General features: G+C 56.6%; 1 protein-coding gene. It reads right to left on the bottom strand.

The features are described 5' to 3' along the window. Positions 1–438 (bottom strand): DUF4369 domain-containing protein (locus H6B30_RS16105; protein ID WP_205112253.1); only part of this gene is annotated, 438 nt, incomplete at both ends.

Raw genomic sequence — 438 nt, 5'->3', positions numbered from 1 at the left:
ACTGCATTGTTTGCCGCAACAAACTCAGGAGTAAGCAAACGGCCGTCGGCCTGGAGCCGCCTCAGTTCGGTGTCAATCGCTTTCAGAGAGTCGCTGTTTCTTGTTGTCTGGCGCAACTCCATCAACCGTCGCGCAGGCTCTGTGTAGTCGAGCTTTGCCCTCTCCAATGCCTCAAGCCTGCCGAAAGCCGCTGCCGTAATGGTGTCTGTAGCAGCCACCACGCGCCGCATCTCCTTGTTGAGAGGCGTGTCCGAACGCACATCGGCCACGCCGTCCGGATGGAAAGTTATGCTTACCTCACCATTTTCCGCAATGAAATTTGCATGCCGACCGCTTACACCACGCCATGCCGTAATGCAATATGCAGTGCTTCCGTCGGCATCCAGCTCGTAGCGGATGTGCCCGTCACCAATCGGTATGGTGTCGGCGTAATAACGG

The organism is Marseilla massiliensis, from assembly GCF_016899955.1.
Taxonomy (GTDB): Bacteria; Bacteroidota; Bacteroidia; order Bacteroidales; family Bacteroidaceae; genus Prevotella; species Prevotella intestinigallinarum.
Note: the sequence above shows the minus strand (reverse complement) of the source record. Positions and strands in the feature narration are given on the sequence as shown.